Here is a 26,322-nt window from a genome sequence, read left to right as displayed (position 1 = left end):
TGGTTTGAGCGCGCTCTAAGTCAATACCCTGTTTTGTGCCACTGGCAACCCGGTACGCTGAAACTGCCGTAGCTACGGCTGTGGCAGCGAATTGCGATTACCGCACGATGGTTCGATAATCGCCTGGTGCTGTCCATTCCGTTTCGGAGGCCCCATGAGCGAAACCCGTCCGCCGCTTACCAGTCTTGCTCCGCCACCCTACGTGTCGCCGGCCAAGCGTATCGAGGAGTTCGCCGGCGATCCCAATTTCATGACCTCCCTGGCTCGCGGCCTGGCGGTGATCAATGCCTTCCAGGAGCGCAAGCGTCATCTGACCATCGCCCAGATCAGCCACCGTACCGAGATTCCTCGCGCCGCCGTGCGCCGCTGCCTCTACAGCCTGATGAAGCTGGGCTACGTCACCACCGACGGGCGTACCTATTCGCTGCTGCCCAAGGTGTTGACCCTGGGCCATGCCTACCTGTCGTCGACGCCTTTGGCGGTGTCCGCCCAGCCCTACCTCGACCGCCTCAGCGAGCAACTGCACGAGGCTTGCAACCTGGCCACCCTGGAAGGTGAGCAGGTGCTCTACATCGCCCGTTCGGCAATTCCGCAGCGGCTGATCTCGGTGGATCTCAGCGTCGGCAGCCGCTTGCCGGCCTACTGCACTTCCATGGGCCGCATCCTGCTGGCCGCGCTGGACGACGACCAGCTCCAGGACTACCTGGCTCACGCCGAACTGCAACCCAAGACCAGCCGCACCTTGCACACTCCCGAGGCGCTATGGGAATGCCTGCAGCGTGTGCGTCACCAGGGCTGGTGCGTCGTCGATCAGGAACTGGAACAGGGCCTGCGTTCGCTGGCAGTGCCGGTGTATGACTCTGCCGGCCACGTGCTGGCGGCGATGAACGTCAGCACCCACGCCGGGCGTGTGCCGGTCAGCGAGTTGGAGAAGCGCTACCTGCCGTTGATGCTCAGCGCCAGCCGCGAGCTCAGTAGCCAGTTGTTCCGGCCGGCCTGAGCGGCCGTCTCGACGCTTGTTCGCAGGCGCTGCGCTCCGGGGCGAAGGTGCGTTGCCTGCTTGATCGCTATCACCCCGGGGCGGGGCTCCTACAAAGACTGCGGGGATTGAGGTCCTGCTACGCCACTTCACGAAACCGGGCGGTAATCGCCCGCAGTGATATTCGTCCAAGGTCCGATTGCCTAAGCTCGTCGAGCCGCTAACCTGCTGCGGTCAACCGTTGATCGGTTTGTGATCAGGTATGGGCCATTTGCCTGTATCTATGGTTCGAGCGAGGAGGGCTGCCTTGGCCCGTCAGTACCCGCTACTCAAATAACAACGATAAGAGTGCCGTGAGTCATGGACTGTCGCCTGCTGAACGAGAAGAGTCGGCTGTTCGCCAATGCCGACCCCTATGCGGTATCCGACTACGTCAACCAGCATGTCGGCTCGCACTGCATCCGCCTGCCCAGCAGCGGCCGTCCGGCCGCCAGCCTCAGCCATCGCAGCTTCGCAAGTCTTGACCTGTGCCGTATCAGCTACGGCGGCAGCGTGCGCGTCACCTCGCCGGCGCTGGAGACCATTTACCACCTGCAGGTGCTGCTACAGGGCCACTGTCTGTGGCGCGGCTACAGCCAGGAACACTACTTCACCCCCGGCGAACTGCTGTTGATCAACCCGGATGATCCGGTCGACCTGACCTACTCGGACGATTGCGAGAAGTTCATCGTCAAGCTGCCGGCCCAGTTGATCGAGCGCGCCTGCAGCGACAACCACTGGCAGCGCCCGGCCGATGGCGTGCGCTTCGCCTCGCGCCACCAGCTGCAGCAGCTCGAAGGCTTCACCAATCTGCTCGGTCTGGTCTGCGACGAGGCCGAGAGCGAGCAGTCGCTACCATCGGTGCAGGAGCACTACACGCGGATCATCGCCAGCAAGCTGCTTGGCCTGCTGGGCAACAATGTCAGTCGTGTGGAGTTGGCCGAGAGCAACCCTTCGTTCGAGCGCCTGGTGCAGTTCATCGACGACAACCTCAAGCAGGACATCAGCCTCGAGCAGCTGGCTCAGCTGGCCCATATCAGCCCGCGCTCGCTCTACGGGCTGTTCGACAAGCATCTGGGCACCACGCCCAAGCACTACATCCGCCAGCGCAAGCTGGAGCGGGTGCATGCCTGCCTCAGCGATCCGTCGGCCAAGGTGCGCAATATCACCGAGGTGGCGCTGGACTACGGCTTCCTCCACCTTGGCCGCTTCTCCGAGAGCTACAAGAGCGCCTTCGGCGAACTGCCCTCCGATACCCTGCGTCGCCGCGAGGGGTAGGGGTGGTGTAGGCGGAGAGCCCCTCTCCCGCCCTTCGGGCACCCCGCTCTGCGCCCCGGCCTGATCGCTTCGCGGTCAGGCGCTCATCGGCGCAGGAAGCGATGCTTCCAAAAGCACGCCTCTTCGCCCCGCAAGCGGGAGAGGGTCATCAGTAGGCCGCGTAGCGGCCGTTTATTTATCCTGCAGAAAACGGATAAAGGTCCTGCACGAACTGGATATTGTCGGACAATCAGGCGGCATAGCCTTGGAACCGTTGAAACAATAACAACGGAGCCATGGCCATGAACCTGGGACTCGACTACCTCAATAGCCTGCTTGAAGAAGACAAGGACAAGGGCATTTTCCGCTGCAAGCGCGAGATGTTCACCGACCCCCGGTTGTTTGACCTGGAGATGCAGCACATCTTCGAGGGCAACTGGCTGTATCTGGCCCACGAGAGCCAGATTCCCAACGTCAACGACTACTACACCACCCACATGGGGCGTCAGCCGATCTTCATCGCGCGCAACAAGGACGGTGAGCTCAACGCCTTCATCAACGCCTGCAGTCACCGCGGCGCCATGCTCTGCCGCTTCAAGAGCGGCAACAAGGCCAGCTACACCTGCCCGTTTCACGGCTGGACCTTCAACAACAGCGGCAAGTTGCTCAAGGTCAAGGACCCCAAGGAAGCCGGCTACCCGGACAGCTTCAATTGCGACGGTTCCCACGACCTGAAAAAGGTCGCCCGCTTCGAGTCCTACCGCGGCTTCCTGTTCGGCAGCCTGCGTGAGGATGTGGCGCCGCTCGAAGACTTCCTCGGCGAGTCGAAGACGATCATCGACATGATCTGCGACCAGTCCAGCGAAGGCCTGGAAGTGCTGCGCGGCTCCAGCACCTACGTCTATGAGGGCAACTGGAAGCTGCAGGCGGAAAACGGCGCCGACGGCTACCACGTCACCGCCGTGCACTGGAACTATGCGGCCACCCAGCAGCAGCGCAAGCTGAAAGAGGCCGGCGACGATATCCGCGCCATGAGCGCCGGCGGCTGGGGCAAGAAGGGCGGCGGTTTCTACTCGTTCGAGAACGGCCACCTGCTGCTCTGGACCCGTTGGGACAACCCCGAGGACCGCCCGCTGTTCGCCGATCGCGAGCGACTGGCCGCCGAGTTCGGCGAAGCCCGTGCCGACTGGATGATCGGCCATTCGCGCAACCTCTGCCTGTACCCCAACCTGTACCTGATGGATCAGTTCGGCTCTCAGCTGCGCATCGCCCGCCCGCTGTCGGTGGACAAGACCGAAGTGACCATCTACTGCATCGCGCCCAAGGGCGAGAGTGCCGAGGCCCGCGCCCGTCGTATCCGCCAGTACGAAGATTTCTTCAACGTCTCCGGCATGGCCACCCCCGATGACCTGGAAGAATTCCGCGCCTGCCAGCAGGGCTTCGCCGGCCGCGCCATGGAGTGGAACGACATGTCCCGCGGCGCCAAGCACTGGATCGACGGCGCCGACGACTCGGCCCAGGAGATCGGCCTGCGGCCGTTGATGAGCGGCGTGCGCACCGAGGACGAAGGTCTGTTCGTGCTGCAGCATCACTACTGGCAGCAGCAGATGATCCAGGCGGTGAAGAAAGAACAGGACCAACTGATCCACGTGGAGGGTGCGTAAATGAGCCTTTCCTATGACGCCGTGCGCGACTTCCTCTACCGCGAGGCGCGCTACCTGGACGACAAGCAGTGGGATCAGTGGCTGGAGCTGTACGCCCCGGATGCCGAGTTCTGGATGCCGGCCTGGGACGATGCTGATCAGTTGGTGGAAAACCCGCAGACCGAAATCTCGCTGATCTGGTACGGCAACCGCGGCGGCCTGGAGGACCGGGTGTTCCGCATCCGCACCGAGCGCTCCAGCGCCACCATCCCGGATACCCGCACCTCGCACAACATCAACAACATCGAGATCGTCGAGCAGCAAGAGGGCCTGACCAAGGTGCGCTTCAACTGGCACACCCTGAGCTTTCGCTACAAGACCGTCGATCACTTCTACGGCAGCAGCTTCTACACGCTGGATACCCGCGGCGAGAACCCGCTGATCAAGGCCAAGAAGGTGGTGCTGAAGAACGATTACGTGCGCCAGATCATCGACGTCTACCACATCTAAAAATACGCCCTGAAGCTATTGCGCTTGCTCATGCTGCGTTGCAAGGCGGTTCGAAATGCTCATTCACAGTCGTGAACTGCGCTTTCTCACCCCCTCGCGCCCTGCCTGAGCCGCGCTCATGACGCTTCAGACCGCGTTTTGCCATTTTCAGAACTGCTTAGCGAGGTGCGCCATGAGCCACAAGATCGCACTGAATTTCGAAGACGGGGTTACCCGCTTTATCGACGCCAACCTGGGTGAGACGGTGGCCGACGCCGCCTATCGCCAGGGCATCAATATCCCGCTGGACTGCCGCGATGGCGCCTGCGGCGCGTGCAAGTGCTTCGCCGAAGCCGGCCAATACGACCTCGGCGAGGAATACATCGAGGACGCCCTGAGCCAGACCGAGGCCGAGCAGGGCTACGTGCTGACCTGCCAGATGCGCGCCGAGAGCGACTGCGTGATCCGCGTGCCGGCGTCCTCGCAAGTGTGCAAGACCCAGCAGGCCAGCTTCGAGGCGGCCATCAGCGCGGTGCGCAAACTGAGCGACAGCACCATCGCCCTGTCGGTCAAGGGCGAGGCGCTGAGCCAGCTGGCCTTCCTGCCGGGCCAGTACGTCAACCTGCAGGTGCCGGGCAGTGAGCAGAGCCGTGCCTACTCCTTCAGCAGCCTGCAGAAGGATGGCGAGGTCAGCTTCCTGATCCGCAATGTGCCGGGCGGGCTGATGAGCAGCTTTTTGACCAATCTTGCCAAGGCTGGCGACAGCATCAGCCTGGCCGGGCCGCTGGGCAGCTTTTACCTGCGCGAGATCAAGCGCCCGCTGCTGCTGCTGGCAGGCGGTACGGGCCTGGCACCCTTCACCGCGATGCTGGAGAAGATCGCTGCCGAAGGCTGCGAGCACCCGCTGCACCTGATTTACGGCGTGACCCACGACCATGATCTGGTCGAGCTGGACAAGCTGGAAGCCTTTGCCGCGCGCATCCCCGGCTTCAGCTTCAGCGCCTGCGTGGCCAGCCCCGAGAGCAGTTATCCACATAAGGGCTACGTGACCCAGCACATCGAACCTCAGCACCTCAACGACGGCGAGGTGGACATCTACCTGTGCGGCCCGCCGCCGATGGTCGAGGCGGTCAGCGCCTACATCCGCGAACAGGGCATCGCTCCGGCCAATTTCTATTACGAGAAATTTGCTGCCAGTGCCTGAGAAGTTGGCTCCCCTCTCCCGCAAGCGGGAGAGGGGATAGATAGCGGATACCCCGGATTGAGGTGGGCAAGATGAACAAGCGTTTCCAAGACAAAGTCGCCGTGGTCACCGGCGCCGCCCAGGGCATTGGCCGACGGGTCGCCGAGCGGTTGCTGGGTGAGGGCGCGCAGGTGGTGGCGGTGGACCGCTCCGAGCTGATCAATGAACTGGCCGAGCAGGTCGGCGTGCTGTGCCTGACCGCCGACCTGGAGCAGGCCGGCGACTGCCAGGGCGTGATGCAGGCGGCGGTCGAGCGTTTCGGCCGCCTGGACATCCTGATCAACAACGTCGGCGGCACCATCTGGGCCAAGCCCTTCGAGCATTACGCAACGGAGCAGATCGAAGCCGAAGTGCGTCGCTCGCTGTTCCCCACGCTGTGGTGCTGCCACGCCGCATTGCCACAGATGCTGAAGCAGGGAAGTGGTGCCATCGTCAACGTCTCCTCCATCGCCACCCGTGGGGTCAACCGTGTGCCCTACGGCGCGGCCAAGGGCGGCGTCAACGCACTAACTGCCTGCCTGGCGTTCGAGACTGCCGAGCGCGGCATTCGCGTCAACGCCACCGCTCCTGGCGGCACTGAGGCGCCGCCGCGCCGCATCCCGCGCAACGCCGCCGAGCCGAGCGACCAGGAGAAGGCCTGGTACCAGCAGATCGTCGATCAGACCGTCGAGAGCAGCCTGATGAAGCGCTACGGAACCCTCGACGAGCAGGTCGGCGCGATCCTCTTTCTCGCCTCCGACGAGGCCTCCTATATCACCGGCGTGACCCTGCCGGTAGGTGGCGGGGATCTCGGCTAGTCCCCTGATCGCGTAGGAGCCGGCTTGCGGGCGATCCATCAACTGCATCGCCCGCAAGCGTGCTCCTACAAACATCAACCGAGCAGTTCACAACAAAAACAAAACCGAGAACCGATGCCATGCGACAGATAGACGTTCACCCCGTTATCGACAACGCGCGTTTTTCCCGCTTTCACTGGATGGTCATGGCGCTCTGCGCGCTGCTGCTGATCTTCGACGGCTACGACCTGTTCATCTTCGGCGTGGTGCTGCCGTCGATCATGCAGGAGTGGAACCTGACCCCGCTGGAGGCCGGCGCTCTGGGCAGCTACGCGCTGTTCGGCATGATGTTCGGCGCCCTCGGCTTCGGCACCCTGGCCGACCGGATCGGGCGCAAGAAGGGCATCGCCATCTGCTTTGTGCTGTTCTCCACGGCGACCATCCTCAATGGCTTTGCCTCCAGCCCCACCGAGTTCGGGATCTTCCGCTTTATCGCCGGGCTAGGCTGCGGCGGGCTGATGCCCAACGCCGTGGCGCTGATGAACGAGTACGCACCCAAGCGCCTGCGCAGCACCCTGGTGGCGGTCATGTTCAGCGGCTACTCGCTGGGCGGTATGCTCGCTGCCGGCGTCGGTATCTACATGCTGCCGCGCTTCGGCTGGGAATCGATGTTCTTCGCCGCCGCCGTGCCGCTGCTGCTGTTGCCGCTGATCCTGTGGAAGCTGCCGGAGTCGGTGGGTTTCCTGGTGCGCCAGGGTCGCAATGAGCAGGCCCGTGCGGTGCTGGCCAAGGTCGAGCCGGGCCTGAGGATCGATGCCGCCGACCAACTGCAAATGAGCGATGGCAAGGGTCAGGGCGTTGGCGTATTCGAGCTGTTTCGCGACGGTCGTGCGCTGCGCACCCTGTGCCTGTGGTTGGCATTCTTCTGCTGCCTGCTGATGGTCTACGCGCTGAGCTCCTGGCTACCGAAACTGATGGCCAACTCCGGCTACAGCCTGGGTTCGAGCCTGTCGTTCCTGCTGGCGCTGAACTTCGGCGGCATGGCTGGAGCGATCCTTGGCGGCTGGCTGGGCGACCGCTTCAACCTGGGCAAGGTGATGGTGGCCTTCTTCGTCGCCGCCGCCGCCTCGATCAGCCTTCTGGGCTTCAACAGCCCCACGCCGGTGCTCTACGGGCTGATCTTCATTGCTGGCGCCACCACCATCGGCACGCAGATTCTGCTGTACGCCGGTGCCGCGCAGTTCTACGGCCTGTCGATCCGCTCCACTGGCCTCGGCTGGGCCTCGGGCATCGGCCGCAACGGCGCCATCGTCGGCCCACTGCTCGGTGGTGCGCTGATGGCGATCAACCTGCCGCTGCAACTGAATTTCATCGCCTTCGCCGTGCCCGGGGCCATCGCCGCCCTGGCCATGGCGGTGTTCACCCTCAGCGGCCAGCGGCGACAGGCGGCAGCGACCGCGGCGCTGGTGTCTGCCAAGGCCTGAGCCGCATGCCGAGCCCCTGCCTGTGAGCAGACAGGGGCCCGTCGTCACGACACCGAGCGCCTTCCGCTGCTGGAAGGCCACACTGACTTGCGAGGCTGACATGCACGCTTTGCTGCGCGACTGTTCTCTGCCCGCCCTGGTGGCCGGGCTGCTCGCCACCACCATCTCCTACGCCGGGCCGCTGGTGCTGATCTTCCATGCCGCGGAAAGCGCCGACCTGTCGCAGGCACTCCTGTCGTCGTGGGTCTGGGCGATTTCCATTGGCAGCGGCGCGCTGGGCCTGCTGCTCAGCCTGCGCTACCGCACGCCGGTGGTGATCGCCTGGTCGATCCCCGGTAGCGCGCTGCTGGTCGGCGCCCTGCCGGAGCTGGGCCTGAACCAGGCCATCGGTGCCTACCTGGTGGCCAACCTGATCCTGTTGTTGATTGCCCTGAGCGGCAGCTTCGACCGGCTGATCGTCAAACTGCCCGGTTCCATCGCTGCCGGCCTGCAGGCCGGCATTCTGTTCGCCTTCGGCATCGAGGTGTTCAAGGCGCTGCCGGAGCAGCCGTTGCTGATCGTCAGCATGTTCGCCACCTACGTGCTGCTGCGTCGAATAGCGCCGCGTTATGCGGTGGCCGGCGTATTGCTGGTGGGCGCGGCGCTGACCCTGCTCGGCGGCCAGCTGCGCAGCGAGGCGCTGGTGCTGGAGCTGGCCACGCCGCAGTGGATCGGCCCCGAGTTCAGCCTGGCCGCCAGCCTCAACCTGGCGCTGCCGCTGGTGCTGGTGGCGCTCACCGGGCAGTTCATGCCGGGCATGGCGGTGCTGCGCGGCGCCGGCTATGACACACCGGCCAGCCCGATCATCGGCGCCAGTGCCATTGGTGGCGCGCTGTTGGCGCCGTTCGGCTGCCACGGCCTGAACCTGGCGGCGGTCACCGCCAGCCTCTGCACCGGCCGCGAGGCTCATGAAGACCCCAAGCGGCGCTACATCGCCGCAGTGGCCGGCAGCCTGGCCTACCTGCTGCTGGGCATTGGTGGCGCCACCCTGGTGTCGCTGTTTGCCGCCTTTCCCGCCGCGCTGATCGCCGCCCTCGCGGGACTCGCGCTGTATGGCGCGTTCAGTGAGGCGCTGGCGCGCAGCCTGAACGAGCCCAGGGAGCGCGACGCCGGGCTGTTCACCTTTCTGGTGACGGCCTCCGGGGTGAGTTTTCTTGGTTTGTCGGCGGCCTTTTGGGGCCTGCTGTTCGGTCTCGCCGCACACCTGCTGTTGCGAGCACGGCAGCAATCGCCAAGCGCCATGAGTAACCCGAGGGCCGCGCCGGTGCGCGAGTGAACGACGCTATATCCGCGTCTGGACCGGCTTTCGTAGGGTGCGCCATGCGCACCAACCATTGCCACATCGCGCGTATCAACAGTTGCCGTCTGTATTGGTGCGCATGGCCTAGGCGGCCCCGCGACACCCTACAAACCGCGATATAGCTCCAATCGACCCGATCCATCTACCCCCAACCGGCTTCCCAATGGCTGCCGGGCGGGTTTCTGCAACCTCGATAACAACAAGAGCACGCTACCGATGAAACACAGCCCACGCCTTTGCCTGCTGTCCACCGCCATTGCCGCCTGCCTGCCGAGCCTGAGCCAGGCTGGTGAGGGAGGGTTTATCGAAGACGCCAGCGCCACGCTCACGGCGCGCAACTACTACTTCAGCCGCGACTTTTCCGACATCGTCGGGCCGAACCGGCAGTCCCAGGCCGAGGAGTGGGCGCAGGGCTTTATCCTCAACGTCAAATCCGGCTACACCCCTGGGCCGGTGGGGTTCGGCGTGGATGGCATCGGCCTGCTCGGCCTCAAGCTCGACAGTAGCCCGGATCGAGTCAATACCGGTCTGTTGCCGACCCGCGAGAGCGGCAAGGCCGCCGACGACTACAGCCGCCTGGGCCTGGCAGCGAAGCTGCGTGTGTCCAGGACCGAGCTGAAGGTGGGCGAATTGCAACCCAACCTGCCAGTGCTGACCTATTCCGATATCCGCCTGCTACCGCCCAGCTACCAGGGCGTCAGTGTCGTCTCCAACGAGTTCGCCGGACTGAGCCTGCAGGCCGGGCATCTCAATTCCACCAGCCTGCGCAACGAGGCTGGCGACGACAAGATGCTCGCCATGCTCGGTCACCTGCCGCAGCGCGCGGCGACCAGCGACGCTTTCAACTACGCCGGCGGCGACTATGCCTTCAACGCCGGGCGCACCACCGCCAGCGCCTGGTACGCGCAACTGGAAGACATCTACGACCAGCGCTTCCTCGGCCTCAAGCACAGCCAGCCGGTTGGCACCTGGACCCTGGGCGCCAACCTCGGCTTCTACGACTCGGCCGAAGACGGCAAGCAGTTGCTCGGTGAGATCGACAACCAAGCGCTGTTCGCCCTGCTGTCGGCCAGGCACGGTGGCCACACCTTCTATCTCGGCTATCAGGCAATGTTCGGCGATGACGCCTTCCCACGCGTATTCGCCAACGTCAGCCCGCTGGGCAACGAGGTGCCGACATTCGAGTTCGCCTCGGCCGACGAGCGCTCCTGGCAGCTGCGTTACGACTACGACTTCGCCGCAATGGGCGTACCTGGATTGGTGGCCGGGGTGCGCTATATCCACGGCGACAACGTCGACGTCCAGGCCACCAACCGTGGCGGTGCGCGCTACGAAGGCAAGGACTGGGAGCGCGATCTGGATATCGGCTACACGCTGCAGAGTGGCGCGCTCAAGGGGCTCGGTGTGCGCGTGCGCAACGTCACCGCGCGCTCCAACTACCGCAGCGATATCGACGAGAACCGCCTGATCCTCAGTTACACCTGGAACCTGCTGTAAGGCGCTGTCAGCACCATCAATCAGGAATGGTTCGATAATCGCACCATAAGGCGATTATCGGATTGTTCCGCCGCATGGCGCGCCCTAATCTGAACTCACCGCCACCCCTGCCCGGTGGCACCTGCAACCCAAGCGAGAACAACACGATGGCCGACATCATCACCCTGGGCGAAGCCATTTCGCGCCACGTCAACGACGGCGACTGCGTCGCTCTCGAAGGCTTCACCCATTTGATCCCCACTGCCGCCTCCCACGAGCTGATCCGCCAGGGCAAGAAAGACCTGCATCTGGTACGCATGACCCCGGACCTGGTCTACGACTTGCTGATCGGCGCCGGTTGTGCGCGCAAGCTGACCTTCTCCTGGGGTGGTAACCCCGGCGTCGGCTCGCTGCACCGCCTGCGCGACGCGGTAGAGAAGAAGTGGCCGAACGCCCTGGAAATCGACGAGCACAGCCATGCCGACCTGGCCAACTCCTATGTCGCTGGCGCCTCCGGCCTGCCGTTCGCCCTGCTGCGTGCCTATGCCGGCTCCGACCTGCCGAAGGTCAACCCGAACATCAAGTTCATCGACTGCCCCTTCACCGGCGAGAAGCTGGCGGCTACCCCGGCGGTGCGCCCGGACGTCACCGTGATCCACGCGCAGAAGGCCGACCGCAAGGGCAACGTGCTGCTGTGGGGCATCCTCGGCGTGCAGAAGGAAGCGGCCCTGGCGGCCAAGCGCTGCATCGTCACGGTCGAGGAGATCGTCGACGACCTCAAGGCGCCGATGAACGCCTGTGTGCTGCCGAGCTGGGCGTTGACCGCCGTCTGCCATGTGCCTGGCGGCGCGCATCCGTCCTACGCCCACGGCTACTACGAGCGCGACAACCGCTTCTACCAGGCCTGGGACCCGATTGCCCGCGACCGTGAAACCTTCTGCGCCTGGATCGATGAATACATCCGTGGCACCGCCGATTTTGCGGCATTCCAGAAAAAGATTGCGGAGGCCAAGTGATGAGCCACTACAGCACCAATGAAATGATGACCGTCGCCGCCGCCCGCCGCCTGAAGAACGGCGCGGTCTGCTTCGTCGGCATCGGCCTGCCGTCCAAGGCTGCCAACCTGGCGCGCCTGACCTCCTCGCCGGACGTCGTGCTGATCTACGAATCCGGCCCCATCGGTGCCAAACCCAGCGTGCTGCCGCTGTCGATCGGCGACGGTGAGCTGGCCGAAACCGCCGACACCGTGGTGCCCACTGGCGAAATCTTCCGCTACTGGCTGCAGGGCGGGCGCATCGACGTCGGTTTTCTCGGCGCGGCCCAGGTCGACAAGTTCGGCAATATCAACACCACCGTGATCGGCGACTACCACAATCCGAAAGTGCGCCTGCCCGGTGCCGGCGGCGCGCCGGAGATCGCCGGTAGCGCCAAGGAAGTGCTGATCATCCTCAAGCAGTCGCATCGCACCTTCGTCGACAAGCTGGCCTTCATCACATCGGTCGGTTTCGGCGAGGGCGGCGACCACCGTCAGCAGCTCGGCCTGCCCGGCAAGGGCCCGGTGGGTATCATTACCGACCTGTGCATCATGGAGCCGGAAGCCGGTAGCAACGAGTTCATCGTCACCTCGCTGCACCCGGGCGTGAGCCGCGAGCAGGTGATCGAGAATACCGGCTGGGCCATCCGTTTCGCCGACGACCTGGCCGTGACCGAGGCACCGAACGACACCGAGTTGGAAGCGCTGCGTGCCCTGGAAGCGCGTACCGCCGCCGCCCACGGTCAGGCCGGGGGTGAGGAATGAGCCGCGATGTATACATCTGCGACGCCATTCGCACGCCCATCGGCCGCTTCGGCGGCGGTCTGGCGCCGGTGCGTGCCGACGACCTGGCGGCGGTGCCGCTGAAGGCGCTGATCGAGCGCAATCCGCAGCTGGATCTGGCCGCCATCGACGAAGTCTTCATGGGCTGCGCCAACCAGGCCGGTGAGGATAACCGCAACGTCGCGCGTATGGCGCTGCTGCTGGCCGGCATCCCCGACAGCGTGCCGGGGGTTACCCTCAACCGCCTGTGCGCTTCCGGCCTGGATGCGGTGGGCAGTGCCTTCCGTGCCATCGCCGCAGGTGAGATGGAACTGGCCATCGCTGGCGGCGTGGAGTCCATGTCCCGTGCGCCCTACGTGATGGGCAAGGCCGACAGTGCCTTCGGGCGTAACCAGAAGATCGAGGACACCACCATCGGCTGGCGCTTCATCAACCCGCTGATGAAGGCGCAGTACGGCGTCGACGCCATGCCGCAGACCGCCGACAACGTCGCCGACGACTATCAGGTCAGTCGCGCCGACCAGGACCTGTTCGCCCTGCGCAGCCAGCAGCGCGCTGCGCGGGCACAGGCCGAAGGCTTCTTCGCCGAGGAAATCGTCCCGGTGGTGATCAAAGGCAAGAAGGGTGAGACGGTGGTCGACACCGACGAGCATCCGCGCGCCGACACCTCTCTGGAAGCGCTGACCAAACTCAAGCCGGTCAACGGCGAGGGCAAGACGGTCACCGCAGGCAATGCCTCGGGCGTCAACGACGGCGCTGTGGCGCTGATCCTGGCGTCCGCCGAGGCGGTGAAAAAACACGGCCTGACCCCGCGTGCCAGGGTGCTCGGCATGGCCAGCGCCGGCGTGGCGCCACGCGTAATGGGCATCGGCCCGGTGCCGGCGGTACGCAAGCTGCTGGAGCGCCTGAACCTGGGCATCGACCAGTTCGACGTGATCGAACTCAACGAAGCCTTCGCCGCCCAGGGGCTGGCGGTGATGCGCGAGCTGGGTTTGGCCGACGACAGCGACAAGGTCAACCCCAACGGCGGCGCCATCGCCCTCGGCCACCCGCTGGGCGCCAGCGGCGCGCGCCTGGTGCAGACCGCGCTGCATCAGCTGGAGAAATCCGGCGGCAAGCTGGGCCTGGCGACCATGTGCGTGGGTGTCGGCCAGGGGTTGGCGCTGGCGATTGAGCGGGTGTGAGTGTTGGTCGGTGCGCACCACAGCCCGACATTGATGCCACACTAGGCCAAATGCCCATTTCCGCAGGAATCCGCCGCTCGTGAGCAACCAACTCTTCGATGTCTACTTCACCGCACCGGCGATACGCGCGGTGTTCTGCGACGCCGGCCGGGTGCAGGGCATGCTCGACTTCGAGGCCGCGCTGGCGCGGGCCGAGGCACGCGTGGGGCTGATCCCGCCTGAGGCGGTGGCGCCCATCGCCGCCGCCTGCCGGGCCGAGCTCTACGACTTCGCCGCCCTGGCCCAGGCCATCGCCACCGCCGGCAATTCCGCCATTCCGCTGGTCAAGGCCCTGGGCAAGCGTATCGCTGCGACAAGCCCCGAGGCCGAACGTTTCGTACACCTCGGCGCGACCAGCCAGGACGCCATGGACAGCGGCCTGGTGCTGCAACTGCGCGCGGCCATTGACCTGATCGAAAGCGATCTCGCCAACCTGGGCGATGCCCTGGCGGCGCAGGCCGAGCGCCATGCCGACACGCCGCTGGCCGGGCGCACCTGGCTGCAGCAGGCCACCCCGGTGACCCTGGGCATGAAGCTGGCCGGCGTGCTCGGCGCCATCACCCGCCATCGTCAGCGCCTGAATGAACTCAAGCCGCGCCTGCTGAGCCTGCAGTTCGGTGGTGCCTCCGGCAGCCTGGCGGCGCTCGGCGAGCAGGCATGGCCGGTGGCCGAGGCGCTGGCCGCCGAGCTGCAGCTGAACCTGCCCGAGCAGCCCTGGCACACCCAGCGCGACCGCCTGGTGGAGTTCGCCTGCCTGCTCGGGCTGATCGCCGGCAGCCTGGGCAAGCTGGGCCGCGATCTGAGTCTGCTGATGCAGACCGAGGCCGGTGAAGTCTTCGAACCCTCGGCGCCGGGCAAGGGCGGCTCGTCCACCATGCCACACAAGCGCAACCCGGTTGGTGCTGCGGTGCTGATCGGCGCCGCCACCCGCGCGCCGGGCTTGGTGGCGACGATGTTCGCCGCCATGCCGCAGGAGCATGAGCGCAGCCTGGGCCTGTGGCACGCCGAATGGGAAACCCTGCCGGAACTCTGCTGCCTGGTTTCCGGCGCGCTGCAGCAGGCGCTGTTGGCGGTGCCGGGGCTGGAGGTGGATGCCGCGCGCATGCGTGCCAACCTCGAACTGACCCAGGGCCTGGTGCTGGCCGAGGCGGTGAGCATCGCCCTGGCCCAGCGCATTGGTCGCGACGCCGCCCATCATCTGGTCGAGCAGTGCTGCCGCCAGGCGGTGCAGCAGGGCGTGCACCTGCGTGCGGTGCTCGGCGCCAATGCCGAGGTCAGCGCAGAGCTGTCCGCTACCGAGCTGGAGCGTCTGCTCGATCCGGCCCATTACCTGGGACAGGCCCGCCGCTGGGTGCAGCGGGCCGTCGCCGAACACCAGCAATTTTCGCGTTAGGAGTTATCCATGCCTGCCGTACGTCTCGCCGATGGCGACCTCAACTACCAGCTCGAAGGGCCGACCGGTGCGCCGGTGCTGGTGCTGTCCAACTCCCTGGGTACCGATCTGCACATGTGGGATGTGCAGATGCCGACGCTGACCCGCGATTTCCAGGTGCTACGCTACGACACCCGTGGCCATGGCCAGTCGCTGGTGACTGAAGGGCCCTATAGCATCGAGCAACTGGGCCGCGACGTGCTGGGCCTGCTCGACGCGCTGGATATCGCCAAGGCGCATTTCTGCGGGTTGTCCATGGGCGGGTTGATCGGTCAGTGGCTGGCGCTCAACGCGCCCGAGCGCATCGCGCGCCTGGTGCTGTGCAACACCGCCGCCAAGATCGGCACACCGGAGGTGTGGAACCCGCGTATTGAAACCGTGCTGGCCGGCGGCGCGCAGGCCATGCGCGATCTGCGCGACGCCTCGATCTCGCGCTGGTTCACTGCCGGTTTCGCCGCAACGCAGCCGCAGCAGGTCGAGCCCATCGTCGACATGCTGGCGCAGACTGCGCCCGAAGGTTACGCCGCCAACTGTGCAGCGGTGCGCGACGCCGATTTCCGCGAGCTGATTGCCGGCATCCAGTCGCCAACGCTGATCGTCTGCGGCAGCCATGATCCGGTCACCACCGTCGAAAACGGCGGCTTCATGCAGCAGCGGATCACGGGTGCGCAACTGGTGGAGTTCCACGCCGCGCACCTGTCCAACGTCGAGGCTGGCGATGCCTTTACTCAGGCGCTGCTGGATTTCCTCAACCAGTGAAACCATCGGTGCGCACGGCGCACCCTACGGTAGGGTGCGCCGTGCGCACCGATGCTTACCCGGAGTGATGCTATGGACGAAAAACAACGCTACGAAGCCGGCATGCAGGTGCGCCGCGCGGTGCTGGGCGACGCCCATGTCGACCGCAGCCTGGAGAAGCTCACGCCGTTCAACAGTGAGTTCCAGGAGATGATCACCCGTCACGCCTGGGGCGATATCTGGACTCGCCCCGGCCTGCCGCGCCACACCCGCAGCCTGATCACCATCGCCATGCTGATCGGAATGAACCGCGAGGGCGAACTGAAACTGCACCTGCGCGCAGCGAAGAACAACGGCGTGACCCGCGACGAGATCAAGGAAGTGCTCATGCAGAGCGCGATCTACTGCGGCATCCCGGCAGCCAATGCCACCTTCCACCTGGCCGAGGAAGTCTGGGACGAATTGGGCGTGGAATCACTGGAAGACTGATTCGTACGAGCAATGGGGCGCTACCCGGACCACGCATCCGGGTGGCGCTTTTTTATGCCTGCCACCCATGGCCGGCCGATATCACAATGTGGCCGCGTGGCGTCCAGCGATATAGCCAAAGGTCAATGCGGGGCCGAGATTGATGCCACCCGACGGGTAGTGCCCACCCATGGGACTGGCCATGTCCGTACCTGCTGCATACAGCCCGGGTATCGGTTGGCCTGTACCATCGAGCACCCGCGCATGCCCATCGCTGCGCAGTCCGGCGAAGGTGCCGAAGCAGCCCGGTTGTACTTTCACGGCATAGAACGGCCCATGCTCGATGGGCGCAACGCAGGGGTTCGGACCGCTATGCAGGGCATCGCCGCTGCGACGGTTGAACGCTGTGCTGCCACGGCCGAACAGTGGGTCTTCACCCATGCGCGCATGCTGGTTGAACTCGTCGACGGTGGCAGCGAGCCCGATCGGGTCGATGCCACAGGCCTGCGCCAGTGCTTCCAGGCTGTGGCCGCGCTTGAGGTAGCCATTGCGGATATGTGGCCACAGCGGTATTGGCGCCGGGCGAGCGAAGCCGAGGCCGTAGCGGCGCTGGAAGCGGTGGTCGCAGATCAGCCAGGAGCAGGCCTGCTGATCCTCGGGGATGGCCTTGAGCATGGCGTCGACGTAGTCGTAGTAACCGCCAGCCTCGTTGACGAAGCGCTTGCCGTTTTGCAGCACACCGATGATGCCGGGCTTGCCGCGGTCGATGATGTGCGGGAAATGGCCGACGCTGCCGTCGGCGTAGGGCACCTTCGAAACCGGCGCCCAGGCCACCGGCGAGCGCAGGTCGTCGGCCACGTGGCCGCCCGCTGATTCGCCCAGGCGCAGGCCGTCGCCAGAGCAACTGGCAGGCGGCAGGGCGAGGTTGTCGTGGCCGCTGGCATCGCGCGGGAATATCGCCTTGCGGCGTTCGGGGTCGTTGGGAAAACCGCCGGCAGCCAGTACCACCGCTTTGGCGCGGATAGTCATTTCCTCACCGGCGTGCAGCACCATGGCACCGCATACGTTGCCGTCTTCGATGATCAGGCGCTGCGCGGGCGTGGACACCATCATTTGCACGCCGAGATCCTGCGCCGAGCGCGCCAGGCGTGCGATCAGCGCTACGCCGTTGACCAGGTGCATGGCGCGTCCGTAGCGGGCCAGGTGATACAGGTGGGTGGTGAAGCGCCGGATCACGTGCAGCAGCGCCTTGGGTGAACGGGTCATGTTGAGGAAGGCGGCCAGGTCTGCGCCGGCCATGATCGGCATGCCCATGAAGGACGTCTCGCGCATGGTCTTGCGCAGGCGCGGCAGCAGGTCGAGCACTTCGCGACCATCGTAGGGCGCGGCGATGACCTGATGGCCACCGTTGGCGGCACCAGGCGTGTTGCCGTGCATATCGGGGATGCCGTTGCCGTCGACAAACTGCAGGGCAGTGTGCTGCTCGAAGAACGCCACCATCTCGGGGCAGTACTGCAGAAAGGCGTCCACCAACTCGGCGCGGTAATGTTCGCCCAGCTCGTTACGCAGATAGGTGCGCGGTTGCTCGATGTCCTCGACGATGCCGGCGCGCCGGGCCAGCGGATTACGTGGCGCCCACAGCCAGCCGCCGGACCAGGCGGTGGCACCGCCCAATACCGGGTCCTTTTCTACCAGGATCACCCGTTTGCCCAGGTGCGCGGCGCTGACGGCGGCCGCCAGGCCGGCCGCGCCGGAGCCGACCACCAGCAGGTCGCAGTCGAGTAGGGCGTTGGCCATGGCAGATCTCCGCATTTGTTATTTATTGGAACTTGGTTCCGAATTTTATGTGGCGACTGCCGGGGCGCCAAGCACTGTCGGATGATTTGCCCGGGAAGTCGTGCGGTTAGCGGTCATTTATTGTCGGTGTAGCCGGATGCAATCCGGGAAAGGGCCGCGATTGCGTCTTGCTCGTGAGCAGCGGCGGTGGACAAGCTTCGCGTTGTCCACCCGACGGCCTTGATGATCAAGGCCAGTTTCTCGGCCTCAGGTACGAAAGCGGCCGATGCGCAGCTGCAATTCACCGCCCAGTCTGGCCAGTTCGGCGCTCGATAGCGCGGTCTGCTCGGTGGCGCTGGCGCTCTGCTCGCCGATGCCGCGTACGTTGTCCAGGCTGCGGTTGATCTCCAGGGCAACCGCACTCTGCTGTTCGGCCGCGCTGGCGATCTGCTGGTTCATCTGCTCGATCAGTGCGACCGCCTGATTGATGCGCGTCAGGCTCTGGCCGGCCAGCTTGACGCTGCTCATCGCGTCCTGGCTCAGCGTCTGGCTGGCCTGAGTCTGGGTAACGGCCGTTTGTACCCGGCTCTGCAGGCTGGTGATCAGCGCCTCGATCTCGCGGGTGGAGTCCTGAGTACGGCGCGCCAGGGCACGCACTTCATCGGCGACAACAGCGAAACCGCGACCTTGTTCACCGGCGCGTGCGGCCTCGATGGCGGCGTTGAGCGCCAGCAGATTGGTTTGCTCGGCGACTGCCTTGATTACATCCAGCACACTGCCGATACGTTGGCTCTCGCCTTGTACCAGGCCAACCGTCTGTCCGGTATGCGCCACTTCGCTGGCCAGGCGTTCGATCTGCTCGACTACCCGATGCACCTGGCGGTCGCCATCACGGGCCTGCAATTCTGCCTGTTGCGCGGCCTGCGATGCCTGCTCGGCATCACCGGCCACCTGCTGCACGCTGGTGACCATCTGTTGCATGGCGCAGGCCGTCTGGCTGGACTCTTCGCTCTGCTCGCGCACACCCGCGCGGGTCTGTTCGCTGACTGCCGAGAGTTGCTCTGCCGCAGCGGCAATCTGTGTCGCGCTGCCACCGATCTGCTCGATCAATTCGCGCAGGTGGTCACGCATGGTTTGCAGTGCGCCCAGAAGCTGGCCGACCTCATCACGCCGCACGGCAATGCGACTGCCACTGAGATTGCCGGCCGCGACCTGCTGGGCCAGCAACAGGCAGTGTTGCAGCGGCCCGACGACCAGGCGGCGGATAAGCCAGCTGGCGAGCAGAGCCAGTAGCAGTGCTGCAGTCGTGAGCAGGGCAAGGGTTTGCAGGGAGGTGCGGTTGCCTGCTTGCATGGCGCGTTGCTGGTGCTGCTGCAGGTCGTTGCCATGCTGCAGCATGCCTTGCGCCAGGTCGGCCAATTGGCTGCGACTGCGCTGCTCGGCCTCGCGACTATGGCGGTAGTGCTCGAAGGATTCGCGATAGCTGTCGAGTGCGCGCAGGGCCTCGTCCAGGGATGCCTGCTGCAGGGCCGCGAGTTGCGCGCGCAGTTGCTGAGCTGCCTCGGTCATGCTCGCGAAGCGCGTTTGCCAGAGATCGGCATCGACCTTGTCAGCGCTCCGGATGAACTGGCTTTCCGCCAGGCGCAGCTGCAACAGGGTGTGGCTCAGGCGCGCCGCTGCTTCGGCCTGGTCGACGCTGCTCTGCGTGCCCGTTTCGCCATCGTACAATTGATCGCGAATCAGGTTGAACTGGTCCTGGGTGATCATCTCGAACTGGATCAGCGCTTCGTCGGCGCGAATCGCCATGCCGGTCTGTGCGGTGCTTGCCTGAGACTGCGCCGCGCGCAGTTGAGCGAATTGCTGCAGGTAGGCGTCGTTGCCGTGCTGCAACAGCTGGAGTTGCTCGGCGTCGGTGGGCAAGTCAGCCAGCTCTGCGGCGATGCGCGCATGTTGCTCGGTGATGCCTGCGTCATGACCAGCCAGCGGCGCCAGCAGGTAATCCTTCTCCTGCAAGCGCAGTTGCAGGATCTGTTGCTTGATGTCCGCCACCTGGAGCGACTGACCGGCATGCCCGAGAATCTCGCTGGCTGTGCGCCAGCCGCCCAGGGCGACTGCCAGGGTCAGCAGCATGACCAGTGAGAAGCCCAGCAGGAGTTTGTGCCCGACCTTGAGGTCGGCGCTACGTTCGATAATCCAGCGCATGGGGGTACTTCCTCGAACAGTTGCACATCAAAAAAAAGCCCGTCACGAGGACGGGCTGAACGTGCCGTAACACTAGGAGTCACTTGTGCAGCGATGTCGCGTGATGCTTACAGGATCGACAGCGGGTAGTTGATGATCAGACGGTTCTCGTGCAGATCCTGGCCCACGTCACGGCGCACATCGGAGTTACGCCAGCGGATGCTCAGGTTCTTCAGCGTGCCTTCCTGAATGGTGTAGGCCAGCTCGGATTCACGACCCCACTCTTCGGCATCGGTACGGCCGCCGGTGTGGATGTTGGAGCCGCTGACGTAGCGGTTCATCAGGGTCAGGCCCGGGATGCCGAGGCCGGCGAAGTTGTAGTCGTGGCGAACCTGCCAGGAGCGCTCTTCAGGGTTGTCGTAGCTGTTGGTGAAGCCGTCGTTGACCAGGGTGCCGCCACTGGCGCCGTCGATGCGCATGAACTTGGTGTCACCGCTCAGTCGCTGGTAGGCCAGCATGAAGGTGTTGTTGCCGGTCTTGGCCGTGAATGCGCCTTGATAGACCTTGTTGTCCAGATTGCCGGCCTTGGCCGCGCCTTCTTCCTTGCCGGTGACATAGCCGAGGTTGGCACCCAGTACCCAGTCACCGACCGGTTGGCTGTGGGTCAACTGCACGTAGCTTTGCTGGTAGACGTCTTCCAGGCGGGCATGCCAGACGCCGACCATGGTGTTGTTGCCGTTGAAACGGTACTCACCACCACCGAAGTTGAAGTCGTCGCCCTTCACGCCACCGAACGACATGTCTTCACGGCTGGCATCGTTGCGCTGGCTGTTCTTCCAGAACTGGCCGCCGTACAGGGTCAGGCCATCGATCTCGTTGGAAGTCAGCTGGGCGCCCTGGAAGGTTTGCGGTAGCGAACGACCGTCGTCGGCGCGCAGGATCGGCAGCACGGCGAACCATTCGCCGACCTTCAGTTCGGTCTTGGAGAGCTTGGCCTTGGCGGCCACGGCGGTGCGGCCGAACTGGTCGGCGGCCTGGCCATCATCGTGGATCGGCATCAGTTGGGTGTTGGCGGCGCCACGGTTGCCATCCAGCTTGATGCTGTACAGACCGAGCACATCGAGGCCAAAGCCGACGGTGCCCTGAGTGAAACCGGAGCGGGCATCGAGGATGAAGTTCTGCGTCCAGCCTTCGGCCTGGCCCTGGCGCTCGCCACGGATCACCGGATCGGTGCCGTTGAGGTAGTTGCGGTTGAAGTAGTAGTTGCGCAGGCCGAGGGTGACCTTGGCGTCTTCGACGAAGCCGGCGGCCTGAACGCCGACCGAGAGGCTGGAGGCCATGACTGCAATGGCGATTGCGCTGGGAGCGAGGTACAGGGTTTTTTTCATTGTTATCGTTTCCTTTTTCAAGGTTGAAAGCTCCCCTCCGCAGCGGCGGATACGCTTCTACATCGGGGAGAGTGGTGGCAGTTATTCGGGGTTCAGCGGCGTTCGTCTGAATGCATCGCGAGTCCTCAGTTCAGCCAGCGCACCAGGCACAGGGTGATCGATGGGAAGAGCACAAGGATGACCACGCGCACAATGTCCGAGATCAGGAACGGCACGATGCCTCTGAAGGCTTCACTCATGGGGATATCGCGCGCCATGCCGGCAATCACGTACACGTTCATGCCCAGTGGCGGGGTGACCATGCCGATTTCCACCACCATCAGGGCCAGGATGCCGAACCAGATGGCCTTCTCGGTCTGGTCCAGTCCATAGAAGTCCAGCCCCATGATCACCGGGAAGAAGATCGGGATGGTCAGCAGGATCATCGACATGGTGTCCATCACGCAGCCGAGGATCAGGTACAGGACGAGAATTCCGGCCAGCACCAGGAAGGGCGGCAGACCTGCGCCGCTGATGGTTTCGGCGATGAAGTTGGGCAGTTGCGAGATGGCCAGGAAGGCATTCATCACATCGGCGCCGAGCAGGATCATGAAGATCATGGCTGTGGTCACGCCGGTGCCCAGCAGCACCTCCTTGAGTTCGGTCAGGCGCATCTTGCCCAGGGTGAAGGCGAAGAACCCCGTGCCCACGGTGCCGATGGCTGCAGCTTCAGTAGGGGTGAACCAGCCGCCGTAGATACCCCCGAGCACCACCAGGAAAATCAGCAGTACCGGCCACACACCCTGCTGCGCCTGCAGTCGCTGTTTCCAGCTCGAGCGCTCCTGCGCTGGCCCGGAGTCCGGGAACAGGCGCACATAGATGGCAATGGCGATCATGTAGCCGATGACGGCGAGAATGCCCGGCACGAAGGCGGCCATGAACAGCGTGGAGATGTTCTGCTGGGCGAGGATGGCGTAGATCACCAGCACCACCGAGGGTGGGATGAGAATGCCCAGGGTGCCGCCGGCCGCCAGGCAACCCACTGCCAGCGAGTTGGAGTACTTGTAGCGACGCAGCTCCGGCAGGGCCACCTGGCCCATGGTCGCGGCGGTTGCCACCGATGAGCCACAGACCGCGCCGAAGGCTGCGCAGGAACCGATGGCGGAGATCGCCAGGCCACCGCGCCAGTGCCCGACCATGGCGGCTGCGGCACGGAACAGGCCGGTAGCCAGGCCGCCACGCGAGGCGAACTGCCCCATCAGCAGAAACAGCGGGATCACCGACAGGTCGTACACGGTGTAGCGGGCGTAGGCCACCGTCTTCAGGTAGTTGAGCAAGGGGTCCCAACCGCTTATCGAGACGTAGCCGCCAATACCGGTCAGCAGCATGGCGATGGCGATTGGAATGCGGATGGCCAGTAGAACCAGGAGGAAGGCGAGGAAGAGTCCGCCCAATGCGACGCTGCTCATTGTTGGCCTCCCTCACCGCGCAGGTCGAGCCAGGCGGTGTACAGGGAAACGACGGCGAGCAGAGCGAAAGAAGGCGCGAAGGGCGTCATCGACCACCACATCGGAATGCCCATGATGATCGACTCTTCACCGTTGCGGTAAGTATCCAGGGTGCCGATTATCGAGCGCCAGGCCAGCAGTGCTGCACAGGCGGCCATCAGAAGGCAGCCGATCGTGTCGAGATAGCGCCGGGTGCTGGCTGAGGCGCGCAAGGTGAAGGCGTCGACGATGACATTGTTGCGACGCAACTGGCACAGCGGCAGGAAACTCACCACGGCAATGCCGCAGCCCATCTGCACCAGCTCGACGTCACCGAGCAGTGGCGCATCGAACAGGCTGCGCATGGTGATGCTGTAGGCCGACAGCAGGGTGATGGCGACCAGCACCAGGCCACCAGCCAGTGCCAGCCAACGTGCCAGGACATCGAGCAACTGGCCGAACGGGCGCGTGCGCTGATGCTGCCCGGGCAACGCAGGGTTTTCGATCATGAGAGGACTCCGCAAGACCGGCACCGCAGGTGCCGGCCAACACTACGAGGGTTAACGATCAGTGCGGCAGCTTGGCGTTGTAGCTTTCGATCAGGTCGCGTACTTCTTGCAGCAGCGCAGCACCGTTGTCGTTGCCTTTGCTCTCGACTTCCTTGATCCAGTCGTTGTCCAGCTTGCGGCCGATGGCCATCCACTTGGCCTGTTCTTCGGCGGGCAGTACGTAGATCTCGTTGCCACGCGATTGCGCCAGCTTGTGCCCGGTCTCGATCACGTTGGTATCCCAGATATGGCCGGCCTGGCGTGAGAGTTCACGGCCGCTGTTGGCGTCGATGATCTTGCGCAGGTCATCGGGCAGGCTGGCGTACTTGGCCGGGTTCATCGCCAGTACCAGCGCGGTGTGCATCAACGCTGGCTGACCCGGCGCCATTTCGGTGTGGTACTTGACCAGTTCCTGCAGCTTCAGTGCAGGGACCACGTCCCAGGGCAGCACGGCGCCGTCGACCACACCCTTGGACAGCGCTTCCGGCACCTGCGGTACCGGCATGGCCACCGGGGTGGCACCGAGCATGGAGATCAGCTTGGTGGAGATGCGGTTGGCCGAGCGCAGTTTCAGGCCACGGAAGTCGGCCAGGCTACGCACCGGCTTCTTCGCCGTGTGCAGCAGCGCGCCATCGGTCAGGTGAGTCGCGAGCAGATGCACGTCGGCGAACTCCTTCTGCCCGTGGGCTTCGAGGAAATCCCACATGGCCTGGCTGCTGGCTTCCGAAGAGCGGCTCATGAACGGCATCTCGAATGCAGATGCCAGTGGGAAGCGGCCGCTGGTGTAGCCAGGCAGGGTCCAGACGATGTCGGCGACGCCGTCACGCGCCTGGTCGATCAGTTGCGGCGGGGTGCCGCCCAACTGCATGGAAGGGTAGAACTGAAACTGGATTCGACCATTGGATTCGGCGGTGATCTTCTCTGCCCAGGGCTTGAGAAAGTCGGCCTGGGTCACCGAGTGCGCCGGCAGGAAGTGGTGAACCTTGAGGGTGACCTCGGCCTCGTCGGCGTTGGCCCAGGTCATGACGCTGGTGGCAAGCAGCGTCAGCAAAGCCTTGGAAAGCTTGTGCATCGCAAATGTCCTTTCTTATTCATTGTTAGTAGGCGATTCAGGTACAGCCAAATTCGGCTGCAAGACTGCCGCCGCTAGGATTCGCTGCTCGCATGGTGCGAGTTAGCGAGGGGCTATTCAATTCGATTAACGACTTAGTGTGCGATAAACGAACGAATTGCGTGAGCCTGGGACGTGCCAGAAGCGCGCCGGGCGATTATCGATCAAGGGCTCCTGTGCGAGGGCCAGGGTGCACCGTGCGCACCAATGGCCCGCAGTTTGGCTGGGTGCGCGTGGCGCACCCTAGGGCTGAGAAATGAGTCATTCGATGGCTTCGTAGGGCAGGCCGACGTAATTCTCGGCGATGGTCCTGCGGCCGGCTTCGGAGCTGACGAAGTAGTCCAGTTCGGTCTCCTGCATGCGGCGGCTGAAGGCATCGGTGTCGGGAAAGCGATGCAGCATCGAGGTCATCCACCAGGAGAAGCGCTCGGCCTTCCAGATGCGCCGCAAGCAGATCGCCGAGTAGCGTTCGAGCAGATCCACGCGGCCTTCGCGGTAGACCTTGAGCAGGATGCGGTACAGCGTGCTGACATCGCTGGCTGCCAGGTTCAGGCCCTTGGCGCCAGTCGGCGGAACGATGTGTGCGGCATCACCGAGCAGAAACAGGCGGCCGTACTGCATCGGCTCGACCACGAAGCTGCGCAGCGGCGCGATGCTCTTCTCGATCGAAGGTCCGGTGACCAACTGGCTGGCGATCTCGTTTGGCAGGCGGCGTTTGAGTTCGTCCCAGAAGCGCTCGTCGGACCAGTCTTCGACCTTCTCCTCGGCGCCCACCTGCACGTAGTAACGCGTGCGTGTCGGCGAACGCATGCTGCACAGGGCGAAGCCACGCGCGTGGTTGGCGTAGATCAGTTCCTCATGCACCGGCGGGGTGTCGGCAAGAATGCCCAGCCAGCCGAACGGATACACCCGTTCGAACTCCTGAAGTACCCCAGCCGGAATGGATTGTCGCGATACACCATGGAAGCCATCGCAGCCCGCGATGTAATCGCACGTCAGGCGCTGCGTGCGGCCCTCATGCTCGAAGGTCAGGTAAGGGCGCTCGCCCTTGAGTTCGTGCAACTGCACCTGGCTGGTGTCGTAAAGGGTGACGGCGCCGCTGGCCTGGCGTGCTTCCATCAGGTCGCGAGTGACTTCGGTCTGGCCGTAGACCATCACGCTCTTGCCAGCGGTCAGCCCCTTGAGGTCGATGCGCTCGCAGCGGCCATCGAAGGCCAGCTGAAAGCCATCGTGCGGCAGGCCTTCGCGATCCATGCGCGCGGCCACGCCGGCCTCGCGCAGCAGGTCGACCATACCCTGTTCGAGCACGCCAGCGCGGATGCGGCCGAGCACGTAGTCGGGGCTCTGGCGTTCGAGGATGACATTGTCGATGCCGGCGTTGTGCAGCAGTTGGCCGAGCAGCAGGCCGGAGGGGCCAGCGCCGATGATGGCGACCTGAGTGTTCATTATT

The 26,322-nt window shown here is 64.5% G+C and carries 22 protein-coding genes and 1 pseudogene; 15 read left to right on the top strand and 8 right to left on the bottom strand.

The window, feature by feature from the left end:
* Positions 1–154 precede the first annotated feature (154 nt).
* The 15 genes from H3221_RS07810 (at position 155) to pcaC (ending at position 16,423) form a co-directional block, all read left to right on the top strand.
* A complete protein-coding gene (locus H3221_RS07810; protein ID WP_160017045.1) occupies positions 155–1,000 on the top strand; it encodes an IclR family transcriptional regulator in 846 nt (281 codons plus the stop codon).
* A 339-nt stretch (positions 1,001–1,339) separates the two neighbouring features.
* On the top strand, positions 1,340–2,296 hold the full coding sequence (locus tag H3221_RS07805) for an AraC family transcriptional regulator (protein WP_196473394.1): 957 nt from the start codon (positions 1,340–1,342) through the stop codon (positions 2,294–2,296).
* Positions 2,297–2,577: 281 nt separating this feature from the next.
* Positions 2,578–3,939 carry a benzoate 1,2-dioxygenase large subunit gene (gene benA, locus H3221_RS07800; RefSeq protein WP_196473395.1) on the top strand — a complete coding sequence of 454 codons (1,362 nt, stop codon included), beginning with the start codon at positions 2,578–2,580 and terminating at the stop codon, positions 3,937–3,939.
* A complete protein-coding gene (benB, locus tag H3221_RS07795) occupies positions 3,940–4,428 on the top strand; it encodes a benzoate 1,2-dioxygenase small subunit (protein ID WP_196473396.1) in 489 nt (162 codons plus the stop codon).
* 172 nt (positions 4,429–4,600) lie between these two features.
* On the top strand, positions 4,601–5,611 hold the full coding sequence (gene benC / locus H3221_RS07790) for a benzoate 1,2-dioxygenase electron transfer component BenC (protein ID WP_196473397.1): 1,011 nt from the start codon (positions 4,601–4,603) through the stop codon (positions 5,609–5,611).
* Between the two features lie 71 nt (positions 5,612–5,682).
* On the top strand, positions 5,683–6,447 hold the full coding sequence (locus H3221_RS07785) for a 1,6-dihydroxycyclohexa-2,4-diene-1-carboxylate dehydrogenase (RefSeq protein ID WP_196473398.1): 765 nt from the start codon (positions 5,683–5,685) through the stop codon (positions 6,445–6,447).
* A gap of 119 nt (positions 6,448–6,566) precedes the next feature.
* A complete protein-coding gene (locus H3221_RS07780) occupies positions 6,567–7,910 on the top strand; it encodes an MFS transporter (RefSeq protein ID WP_196473399.1) in 1,344 nt (447 codons plus the stop codon).
* A 100-nt stretch (positions 7,911–8,010) separates the two neighbouring features.
* Positions 8,011–9,225: a benzoate/H(+) symporter BenE family transporter gene (locus H3221_RS07775; RefSeq protein WP_196473400.1), complete on the top strand. Its 1,215-nt coding sequence runs from the start codon at positions 8,011–8,013 to the stop codon at positions 9,223–9,225.
* Positions 9,226–9,465: 240 nt separating this feature from the next.
* Complete coding sequence (locus tag H3221_RS07770; protein WP_196473401.1) at positions 9,466–10,746, top strand: OprD family porin; 1,281 nt, start codon at positions 9,466–9,468, stop codon at positions 10,744–10,746.
* Between the two features lie 146 nt (positions 10,747–10,892).
* Positions 10,893–11,741, top strand: coding sequence for a CoA transferase subunit A (locus tag H3221_RS07765; protein ID WP_196473631.1), 849 nt, complete (start codon positions 10,893–10,895; stop codon positions 11,739–11,741).
* On the top strand, positions 11,741–12,523 hold the full coding sequence (locus H3221_RS07760) for a CoA-transferase subunit beta (protein WP_196473402.1): 783 nt from the start codon (positions 11,741–11,743) through the stop codon (positions 12,521–12,523). The genes H3221_RS07765 and H3221_RS07760 overlap by 1 nt, the downstream gene beginning before the upstream one ends.
* Positions 12,520–13,725 (top strand): 3-oxoadipyl-CoA thiolase, encoded by a 1,206-nt coding sequence (gene pcaF, locus H3221_RS07755; RefSeq protein WP_196473403.1) that lies wholly within the window; start codon positions 12,520–12,522, stop codon positions 13,723–13,725. Before H3221_RS07760 ends, pcaF begins: the two co-directional genes overlap by 4 nt.
* 79 nt (positions 13,726–13,804) lie before the next feature.
* The gene (locus tag H3221_RS07750) at positions 13,805–15,157 is read left to right on the top strand and encodes a 3-carboxy-cis,cis-muconate cycloisomerase (protein ID WP_196473404.1); all 1,353 of its coding nucleotides are present in this window, start codon (positions 13,805–13,807) and stop codon (positions 15,155–15,157) included.
* A 9-nt stretch (positions 15,158–15,166) separates the two neighbouring features.
* On the top strand, positions 15,167–15,955 hold the full coding sequence (pcaD, locus tag H3221_RS07745) for a 3-oxoadipate enol-lactonase (RefSeq protein ID WP_196473405.1): 789 nt from the start codon (positions 15,167–15,169) through the stop codon (positions 15,953–15,955).
* 72 nt (positions 15,956–16,027) lie between these two features.
* Positions 16,028–16,423: a 4-carboxymuconolactone decarboxylase gene (gene pcaC, locus H3221_RS07740; RefSeq protein ID WP_160017059.1), complete on the top strand. Its 396-nt coding sequence runs from the start codon at positions 16,028–16,030 to the stop codon at positions 16,421–16,423.
* A gap of 81 nt (positions 16,424–16,504) precedes the next feature.
* Here pcaC and H3221_RS07735 read toward each other — a convergent pair whose 3' ends face one another.
* The 8 genes and pseudogenes from H3221_RS07735 to pobA all read right to left on the bottom strand — a co-directional run bounded on the left by H3221_RS07735 (position 16,505) and on the right by pobA (position 26,318).
* Positions 16,505–18,199 (bottom strand): FAD-dependent oxidoreductase, encoded by a 1,695-nt coding sequence (locus H3221_RS07735; protein ID WP_196473406.1) that lies wholly within the window; start codon positions 18,197–18,199, stop codon positions 16,505–16,507.
* Between the two features lie 246 nt (positions 18,200–18,445).
* On the bottom strand, positions 18,446–19,309 hold the full coding sequence (locus H3221_RS25780) for a methyl-accepting chemotaxis protein (protein ID WP_397427992.1): 864 nt from the start codon (positions 19,307–19,309) through the stop codon (positions 18,446–18,448).
* Positions 19,301–20,308 (bottom strand): annotated as a pseudogene (locus H3221_RS25775) (methyl-accepting chemotaxis protein); the annotation flags it as partial. The pseudogene H3221_RS25775 and the gene H3221_RS25780, both read right to left, overlap by 9 nt.
* Before the next feature lie 179 nt (positions 20,309–20,487).
* Positions 20,488–21,747: an OprD family porin gene (locus H3221_RS07725; protein WP_196473408.1), complete on the bottom strand. Its 1,260-nt coding sequence runs from the start codon at positions 21,745–21,747 to the stop codon at positions 20,488–20,490.
* 125 nt (positions 21,748–21,872) lie between these two features.
* A complete protein-coding gene (locus H3221_RS07720; RefSeq protein WP_192980506.1) occupies positions 21,873–23,195 on the bottom strand; it encodes a TRAP transporter large permease in 1,323 nt (440 codons plus the stop codon).
* On the bottom strand, positions 23,192–23,722 hold the full coding sequence (locus tag H3221_RS07715) for a TRAP transporter small permease (protein ID WP_196473409.1): 531 nt from the start codon (positions 23,720–23,722) through the stop codon (positions 23,192–23,194). Before H3221_RS07715 ends, H3221_RS07720 begins: the two co-directional genes overlap by 4 nt.
* 58 nt (positions 23,723–23,780) lie before the next feature.
* On the bottom strand, positions 23,781–24,833 hold the full coding sequence (locus H3221_RS07710; protein ID WP_045736188.1) for a TRAP transporter substrate-binding protein: 1,053 nt from the start codon (positions 24,831–24,833) through the stop codon (positions 23,781–23,783).
* 300 nt (positions 24,834–25,133) lie between these two features.
* On the bottom strand, positions 25,134–26,318 hold the full coding sequence (gene pobA / locus H3221_RS07705; RefSeq protein ID WP_196473410.1) for a 4-hydroxybenzoate 3-monooxygenase: 1,185 nt from the start codon (positions 26,316–26,318) through the stop codon (positions 25,134–25,136).
* Positions 26,319–26,322: the final 4 nt, after the last annotated feature.

This window comes from Pseudomonas chaetocerotis (genome assembly GCF_015712105.2).
GTDB lineage: Bacteria > Pseudomonadota > Gammaproteobacteria > Pseudomonadales > Pseudomonadaceae > Aquipseudomonas > Aquipseudomonas chaetocerotis.
Note: the sequence above shows the minus strand (reverse complement) of the source record. Positions and strands in the feature narration are given on the sequence as shown.